The organism is Pseudoalteromonas sp. BSi20495 (assembly GCF_000241185.1).
GTDB classification, from domain to species: domain Bacteria; phylum Pseudomonadota; class Gammaproteobacteria; order Enterobacterales; family Alteromonadaceae; genus Pseudoalteromonas; species Pseudoalteromonas fuliginea.
Genome location: NZ_BADY01000013.1, coordinates 1 through 8,623, shown reverse-complemented (window position 1 = coordinate 8,623; position 8,623 = coordinate 1). Strand labels below are relative to the sequence as shown.

At 36.5% G+C, this 8,623-nt stretch carries 8 protein-coding genes and 1 pseudogene; 5 read left to right on the top strand and 4 right to left on the bottom strand.

What is annotated here, in order from left to right; all coding sequences use genetic code 11:
* Window positions 1–35: 35 nt before the first annotated feature.
* Entirely contained in the window at window positions 36–641 is a 606-nt protein-coding gene (locus P20495_RS18255) for a peroxiredoxin (protein WP_007378637.1), read from the bottom strand.
* A gap of 363 nt (window positions 642–1,004) precedes the next feature.
* Entirely contained in the window at window positions 1,005–1,718 is a 714-nt protein-coding gene (gene fadR / locus P20495_RS18260; RefSeq protein WP_007378635.1) for a fatty acid metabolism transcriptional regulator FadR, read from the bottom strand.
* 304 nt (window positions 1,719–2,022) lie between these two features.
* Here fadR and nhaB point away from each other — a divergent pair, with 304 nt between their 5' ends.
* From nhaB to P20495_RS18275, 3 genes are all read left to right on the top strand, one after another.
* The gene (gene nhaB / locus P20495_RS18265) at window positions 2,023–3,603 is read left to right on the top strand and encodes a sodium/proton antiporter NhaB (protein WP_008133813.1); all 1,581 of its coding nucleotides are present in this window, start codon (window positions 2,023–2,025) and stop codon (window positions 3,601–3,603) included.
* A 104-nt stretch (window positions 3,604–3,707) separates the two neighbouring features.
* Window positions 3,708–4,226 (top strand): disulfide bond formation protein DsbB, encoded by a 519-nt coding sequence (gene dsbB, locus P20495_RS18270; protein ID WP_008133811.1) that lies wholly within the window; start codon window positions 3,708–3,710, stop codon window positions 4,224–4,226.
* Between the two features lie 5 nt (window positions 4,227–4,231).
* A complete protein-coding gene (locus P20495_RS18275; RefSeq protein ID WP_008133810.1) occupies window positions 4,232–4,534 on the top strand; it encodes a DUF6170 family protein in 303 nt (100 codons plus the stop codon).
* A gap of 16 nt (window positions 4,535–4,550) precedes the next feature.
* Here P20495_RS18275 and P20495_RS20020 read toward each other — a convergent pair whose 3' ends face one another.
* Entirely contained in the window at window positions 4,551–4,847 is a 297-nt protein-coding gene (locus P20495_RS20020; RefSeq protein ID WP_007378631.1) for a ComEA family DNA-binding protein, read from the bottom strand.
* A 302-nt stretch (window positions 4,848–5,149) separates the two neighbouring features.
* Here P20495_RS20020 and P20495_RS18280 point away from each other — a divergent pair, with 302 nt between their 5' ends.
* The gene (locus P20495_RS18280) at window positions 5,150–5,467 is read left to right on the top strand and encodes a YebG family protein (protein ID WP_008133806.1); all 318 of its coding nucleotides are present in this window, start codon (window positions 5,150–5,152) and stop codon (window positions 5,465–5,467) included.
* 111 nt (window positions 5,468–5,578) lie between these two features.
* Here the strand turns inward: P20495_RS18280 and putP are convergent.
* Window positions 5,579–7,044 (bottom strand): annotated as a pseudogene (gene putP / locus P20495_RS18290) (sodium/proline symporter PutP).
* Between the two features lie 342 nt (window positions 7,045–7,386).
* Between putP and P20495_RS18295 the strand changes: the two are divergent.
* Window positions 7,387–8,610: an EAL and HDOD domain-containing protein gene (locus P20495_RS18295; protein ID WP_008133803.1), complete on the top strand. Its 1,224-nt coding sequence runs from the start codon at window positions 7,387–7,389 to the stop codon at window positions 8,608–8,610.
* The last annotated feature ends 13 nt before the right edge of the window (window positions 8,611–8,623 follow it).

The following is an 8,623-nucleotide window of genomic DNA, read 5'->3' as shown; positions in this document are numbered from 1 at the left end:
AATTGGCGGTTTTTTATTTAAAACTAAGGGCTAAATTATAGCTCGCCTTCGTTTTCAGATAAGAACTTTGCAACGCCTTCAGGGCTTGCGTCCATACCTTTTTTACCTTCAGTCCAACCAGCAGGACATACTTCACCGTGTTCAGTATGGAACGCTAGTGCGTCAACCATACGAAGCATTTCATCGATGTTACGACCTAGTGGTAAGTCGTTCACTACTTGGTGACGTACATTGCCTTCTTCGTCGATTAAGAATGAACCACGAAACGCAACACCCGCTTCAGGATGCTCAACGTCGTATGCTTTACAAATTTCGTGTTTAACATCTGCAACTAGTGCGTATTGAACTTTACCAATACCGCCATCTGCTACAGCAGTGTTACGCCATGCGTTATGTGAGAATTGTGAATCGATAGAAACACCAATAACTTCTACGCCACGCTTTTGGAACTCTTCAAAACGCTTATCAAATGCAATAAGTTCTGAAGGACACACAAACGTGAAATCTAGTGGGTAAAAGAAGATAACTGCTTTTTTACCTTTGATTGTTTCATGAAGGTTATAGCTATCTACAATTTCACCGTTACCAAGAACAGCTGCAGCGGTAAAGTCTGGTGCCTGGCGGCCTACTAATACACCCATTTTATTCTCCAAATATTTTGAGTTTGTTTTCAATTGCTTTCGCAATGCTGGTACTTATATGGGCGCTAAAAATTAAAAACCAATAGCGCATACATATAATTAATTGGCATTCTAAATTTTTTAGTTTAAAAAGAACAATCGTATTTAGCGATGTGAGCAATCGAAAATAACGAACACTTATAACTTGCACTAATCTGCTTGAATAATAGATCTATTTTGAGGTGTAAATTGCGTTGTAACTAGATAGTATTTTTAGCGTTACTGAAGAAGGGTTAATACATTAAGTTGTTTAAAAAACATATAATGTGGTATGAATTTTTACAGATACAAAAAAACCTGCAAATGCAGGTTTTTCGTTTAGATTTAATCCATTATATCCGAAGGCATATCACCTCGAATATTCTGCCAAATTTCACCCGTTTGATGACCATACTTACGCATCATAGAAATAGCGCCATCATGCTCTTTATTTTCAGCCAGTATAGTTAAATCTTTATAAAACTGACGGGCAAGCTCTCGTGTTCCTGCATCTGAAAAGTAATGACAACCAATCTTTGAATAAAACCCTCTAAAACCGTTAAGAATTAATACATAAATACGGTTATTACCAGCAACTGCTAATTCGTGATGAACTTTATAATCGTAATCAGCAAATGCCTGTGCAGTATCTTCTAATTCATGGCTTTGTGATAAAATTTCAATAACGCGCTCTGGATTCAACTTAATAGCGGCACGCGTATAAATAGCACTAATATTCGTTCTTGCCGATAAAAGCTGATCTGTCAGCTCAGGCATTTTATCTTCATCAAGGCGTGCTAACGTTTCAAGAATATTTAAACCAGACGTTTCCCAAAAATTATTAACTCGTGTCGGTTTACCGTGCTGGATAGTCAACCAACCATCGCGAGCTAAACGCTGTAGTACTTCTCGTAAAGTTGTTCTTGTGACACCAATTAACTCTGAGAGCTCTCGCTCGGCAGGTAGAATTGAACCTGGAGGGAAATCGCCATTCCAAATAGACTCAACTATATATTCTTCAGCAAATCCTGCTGGGCTTTTCGCTTTAAAAATTCTCATTCAATTCCCACTCGAAGTAATCTACAACTTATCGTCTTACACGAATAACTGACTGATTGTACCAGAGGAAGCACAACTAACAAGTAAAGTAAGGTATATTAGTTCAACCAAATGAGTAGAAATTTAATATTTATAAATAATTAAATTTTGATTTTTCTATTTTAGCTACAGTGTATATAAATATAGGCCACATTCACATTAGGTACATTGTTATCACTCGCATATTTTTGTTTACACAAAGCTTTAGCTGAATTAACTTAACGGGCACTAGCTATACATATAAGTACAATAAAAAGGAACACCTATGCAGCAGAGTGTTTTAACTGCAACATTTAAGAATTTTTTAGGTAATGCGCCACAATGGTATAAATATACGATCATTACGTTTCTAATTATTAACCCTATCCTTTTTCAACTAAATCAATACGTGGCAGGCTGGGCGTTAGTATTAGAATTTATATTCACCTTGGCAATGGCACTTAAATGCTATCCACTGCAGCCTGGTGGCTTACTTGTCATTGAAGCCTTATTTATAGGAATGACGACTGCAGGACAAGTTGAACATGAAATAGCACAAAACTTAGATGTAATTTTGCTGTTGATTTTTATGGTCGCCGGCATTTACTTCATGAAAGATTTATTACTCTACATTTTTACGAAACTAGTCGTGTCAGTCAGAAGTAAATCTATTTTATCTTTAGCGTTTACTCTTGCAGCTGCTTTTTTATCTGCATTTTTAGATGCATTAACAGTTATGGCAGTAGTCATTGCCGTTGCAATGGGATTTTACAGTATTTATCACAAAGTCGCGTCAGGAAAAGACTCCAACAGCGAGCATGATATAAATGATGATAAGCAAGTAAAAGAAGTTAATCGCCAAGAACTCGAAGAGTTTCGTGCTTTTTTACGTAACCTATTAATGCATGCATCTATTGGCACTGCACTCGGTGGTGTTTGTACTATGGTTGGTGAGCCTCAAAATTTAATTATTGCTGAGCGAGCGAGTTGGCAGTTTGGTGAGTTTTTCTTAAGAATGCTGCCTATCACCTTGCCTGTATTTTTTGCTGGTTTATTAACTACTTTTGTTCTGGAAAAAACAAAAGCCTTTGGGTATGGCGCTAAATTACCTAAAAAAATTCACACTATTTTAAAAAATCACGCTGAAGGGCTTGATAGTAAAAGAACTAAACGCGATAAAGTTAACTTAACTATCCAAGCGTTCATTGCGGTATGGCTTATTGTCGGTTTAGCAATGCATTTAGCCGCTGTTGGGTTAATAGGTTTATCAGTGATTATATTGGCAACTGCCTCTGCCGGTATTATTGAAGAACATCAACTAGGAAAAGCATTTGAGGAAGCTCTGCCATTTACAGCGCTTTTATGTGTGTTTTTTGCCGTTGTTGCCGTTATTATAGACCAACACCTATTCACACCTGTTATTGCTTGGGTACTTACATTTGAAGGGCAATTACAATTAGTCATGTTCTTTATCGCCAATGGGTTACTCTCCATGGTAAGCGATAATGTATTTGTTGGTACTGTGTATATAAACGAAGTTGCAGCGGCACTGAAATCTGGGGAAATTACCCGTGATCAATTCGACCTTTTAGCTGTTGCTATTAATACAGGTACCAATTTACCAAGTGTTGCGACTCCAAACGGTCAAGCTGCATTTTTATTTTTGCTTACATCAACACTTGCCCCTGTATTGCGTTTGTCCTATGGGAGAATGGTTTACATGGCATTACCATATACAATCGTGTTAACTACTATAGGGCTTACCTTTACTTACATAGGTTTAAGCGATATGACCGAACTAATGTATCAATGGGGCTGGATAGATCATCATGTAGCGACCATAGGGGCTGCATCAAGTAGTCACTAATCTCATCTTAAAAAAAGCTACTTCGGTAGCTTTTCTTTCCTTTTTGTTGCTGCGTACTTTATCCTACGCCATAATATATCGTCTTATTTAAGCGTGGAATTTTTATGAACTGGCTTGCACAATTACCGACTCAACGTACCCCGTGGATTTTATTCACCGTTATTGTTTTTTTACTTGAAGTAACCGCCCTTTTCTTTCAATACAAAATGGGGTTAGCACCTTGCATAATGTGTATTTATCAACGTACCGCAGTACTAGGGTTACTTAGCGCTGGTATTATTGGCTCAATTAAACCGCAAAACAAAGTAGTCAGAATAGCGGCTTACTTAACTTGGGCCGTATCAAGTGTTTGGGGATACCTGATTGCTCAAGAACATATAGATATGCAAACCACCACAGACCCTTTTGCTTTTAGCTGTGAATTTGAACCTAATTTCCCATCATTTTTACCATTGCATGAGTGGATCCCTAGCTTTTTTCAGGCAACTGGTGATTGTGGAAATATAGACTGGCAATTTTTGGGTTTGAGTATGCCCGCTTGGATGGAAATCATATTTGGACTATTTGCTAGTGTATTTTTTATAGTGATTAGTAGTCGTTTACTTTTTAAAAGATCGGTTTAATTAGTATGTTTACTTTTTTTTCGAGTCAAATTATAGAATTAAAACATTTAAAAGTACGCGAAAGGCAAGCCGTTATAGCCCTATCACTAGGTCTGATTTCACCTACTGAACGCGTGTTATTACGTATAATAAAGCTTATATTATTAAGCCCACTGTTTTTAATATTTACCCTATTTGAAGGCTGGGTAGTTATTCCATTTTTAATGCTTGGTGTACTTTGTTATCCATTATTAACTACGCCTATCGAAATTAATTTTGCCAAAAAAAATCTTAGTAAAGCATTAAAAGAATATGATCAGGGCGCTTAGAAGCGCCCTAACCCACTTATAATGTTATTTTATCTTTTAGCTTAGTTATTAACTTTTTTCCTACACCTTTCACTTTCGCTAAATCGTTTACTTCAGTAAACTCTCCATTTGCTTCCCTATAATCAACTATTGCTTGTGCTTTTTTCTTCCCTATTCCTGGTAGCTTAGCGAGCATACTCGCATCAGCATCATTAATACTTACAACATCATATTTAGGCATTTCTTTGACCACATCAACTACCTGTGAAAACGCTGCAGTAGTCGGGAGCAAACATAATATACTTATGAATAAGAGTTTTTGTAATAGACGCATTTATTTTCCTTATTGTACTTTCGAATTATTAAATTTTGCTCAGGAAATAGTAAAATAAAAATAGCTCATTATATAAAATCACCTAAACACATGATCACTATTATCCGAAATCCTAAAATGCAGCTGGTACAACAAGTGATTTATTAAATAAAGTAAAGTTACAGTTTTTTGTCAAATCTTAAATAAACTAAAAATTAATATCAGATACTTGCAAATTACACCACAAACCATTACTGTACATAAAAACAGTAATCTAATGGTTTTCATAAACCACATTGCCACGCAAGCTTGCAGGAGAAATCATGGCTGTTGTTGTTAAATATGTTGTAGAACGAAACGGAGTCGAGCGCATGACGTTTACTACTAAAAAAGAAGCTGATGCTTATGACAAAATGCTCGATATTGCTGAGTCGCTTGAGCTAATGTTAGAAAAGGTAGATGTGCCATTAAGCGAGCAACAAATAGAGTCACTTGCTTTAGAAATAGCAAAGAGTAAAGAAGACTTTATGACTATATTAAAAGGTGGCAAAGACCCAGTTGTCACCAAAGCCCCAGCAAAAACTAAAAAGTCAGATAACGTTGCATCAACTGAAGACAACAACGATAAAAAAACAAGTTAACTAGCCGTTTGCTCCCTATTGGATGAGTTAAGCTAAATAAAAAAGGGAGCAACTAAGTTGCTCCCTTTTTTATTGCTTATCACTTATTTTAAAATAGGTAGTAATTGCTATTTAAAGCTCTTTCTCTACTTCATCAAATAAAGCAGTGATATTTTGCTCTGGCTCTTTTGTTACTAAGCTAATAACAACAATTGCGATACAAGATAAAATAAAGCCAGGTACAATTTCGTACATAAAGCTACTTAAGCTTTCGCCATTAATAGTAAATGGGCCATAAATCCAAATTAGCACGTAAATGCACCCACTAACATACCCGATAATGCACCGGCAAAGTTCATGCGTTTCCAATAAAGGCTAAATAAAACCAATGGTCCAAACGCGGCGCCAAAGCCTGCCCAAGCATTACTTACTAAATCTAAAATAGAGCTATCTCTGTCGTAAGCTAAGTAAATGGCAAACATAGCAACTATAGCAACACTGATACGACCAACAGCCACTAGCTCTTTATCGCTCGCCTCTTTACGCAAAAATGTTTTGTAAAAATCTTCTGTTAGTGAACTTGAACTCACTAGTAACTGAGATGAGATTGTGCTCATAATTGCAGCTAATATAGCGGCAAGTAAAAAGCCTGCTATTAGTGGATGAAATAAAAGCTCTGAAAGCACTAAGAAAATAGTCTCTGGGTCTTTGACCGTAATATTATTTTCGTATGTGTAAGCGGCGCCAAAAATACCAGTAGCAACTGCACCAACAGCAGCAACAATCATCCAAGTCATACCTATACGACGCGCTGTGGGCATCTCCTTCACACTACGAACAGACATAAAGCGCACAATAATATGAGGCTGTCCAAAGTATCCCAACCCCCAAGCCATTGCTGAAATAATCCCTAAAGTAGACCCTGCACCTATCCAATTAAGCATTTCGGGGTTTACACTATGTAAAGTGGACTCTAAAGGCTGTTCTAAAAGTGAGTAGGTTACACAAGGCACTAAAATTAGTGCGATGAACATAATACAACCTTGAACAAAGTCAGTTAAGCTGACGGCTAAAAAACCACCAAACAAAGTATATAAAACAACAACACCTGTAGTGATATACAAACCCATCTCATAACTTAGCCCAAATGAGCTTTCAAATAATTTACCGCCGGCAACAACACCAGAAGAGGTATAAAGCGTAAAGAAAACAATAATAACTACTGCAGATACAACGCGTAGTAAGTTAGATTTGTCGTTAAAACGATTTGAAAAATAATCTGGAATAGTAATCGAGTCATTTGCTTTTTCTGTATAAACTCTGAGTCTTGGAGCTACTAAAAAATAGTTTAACCAAGCACCTGCGATCAAACCAATCGCTATCCATGTACTGCTAAATCCACTTACAAACATTGCACCGGGCAAGCCCATTAAAATCCAACCACTCATGTCAGATGCGCCAGCAGATAATGCAGCGACACTGGGGGAAAGGTTTCGCCCACCTAACATGTAACCAGAGACATCGCTTGTAGATTGTTTATATGCATATAGTCCGATACCTAGCATTACAACAAAATATAACGCCAGTGAAATAATCATTCCTGTTTCCAAATTAGCCTCCGCACATTTAATAATACCAAGCTTTTAATCCGAATATTGACTCTTAAAGTTTTATAATAAAGACAGCATTGAGGTAAAAGCATTCCAGCCGACTATATCATGCCTAATATGGAAATCTCCAACTTGTTACCTTTTCCTAGTTTAAAAATATTCATGCTGCACACTTTTAGAACAACACTATGTAAACTCAAAAATAAAACAGATAAACCCTCTTATTTTTAATGATAATTTATTAATCATGCAAATATACGTAATGCTATTTTGAATGTTTTCCAATATATTATTACAATACCTGCTGACTTTACTCATACGGAATTGTTTATGTACTTTTATGCCGCACGCCAACCGATTTTAAATCGTGAAAAAGAACTCATTGGTTATGAGCTTTTATTTCGCGATGGCGTCGATAATGTGTTTCCCGATATAGATGGTGACGAAGCGACAACACGTTTAATAGAAGGCAGTCAATTCAACTTTGGTTTAGAAGATTTAACTGATAATAAGCCCGCTTATATAAACTTTACGTTGGATACGTTATCAAAAGGTTATCCAACACTACTGGGTAAAGATACAATTGTGGTTGAAATACTTGAAACAGTTCAACCCGGGAAGCGCTTATTAGCAATTGTTAAAGACCTAAAAGATAAAGGGTATACTATTGCACTTGACGATTACATTCATCAGCCTGTGTGGCGTCACTTTTATCCATTTATAGACATCATTAAAATTGATTTCTTAACATGTGATACAAGTACAATAAAAAACGTTATTGACGATATAAAACAACATTCTCATATTAAATTACTTGCCGAAAAAGTTGAAACGTATGAAATGTATAGCTTGGCATTAGAACTCGGTTTTGATTATTTTCAGGGATTCTTCTTTTCAAAACCCGAGATGGTGCAAAGTAAAGCATTGCCACCATCAGAGATGGCATTAGCTGAATTACTGTATGAAACCTCAAGTATTGAAATAGATCTTAAAAAAATCACTAATGTATTTGAGCGTGATGTAAATCTATCTTATAAGCTTCTTAGGTATTCAAATTCTGCTGCCTTTGCAAGGCGTGCTGAAATCAGTACAATTAAGCAGGCACTTATTGTGCTTGGCGCTAGCGAAATTAAAAAGCTCTTATCATTACTTTTTGCTGCGCAAGTATCTGCAGATAAGCCCGTTGAATTAATCAAATTATCCTTAACCCGAGCACGTTTTGGTGAATTACTCGCTATTTCTCATGGCCAATTTAAAGATACTGGCATGGCTTTTTTAACCGGTATGATGTCTCTAATGGATGCTATTTTAGATGAGAGTATGGAAAGCGTAATGCAGAAATTACCTTTATCTAACGAAATAAAAGCAGCATTACTCGATAACGAAGGTTTATTGGCACAATACCTAAACCTAGTTAAGTATTATGAGCAAGCAAACTGGTCAGCGGCCAACGACATAACTACAGAACTAAACCTTGGTGAAAAAGTACCTGATGCCTACCATGAAGCGCTAGCTTGGGTCGATGAGCAAATGCATTTAATGATTCATGAATAATAACAACACCAGC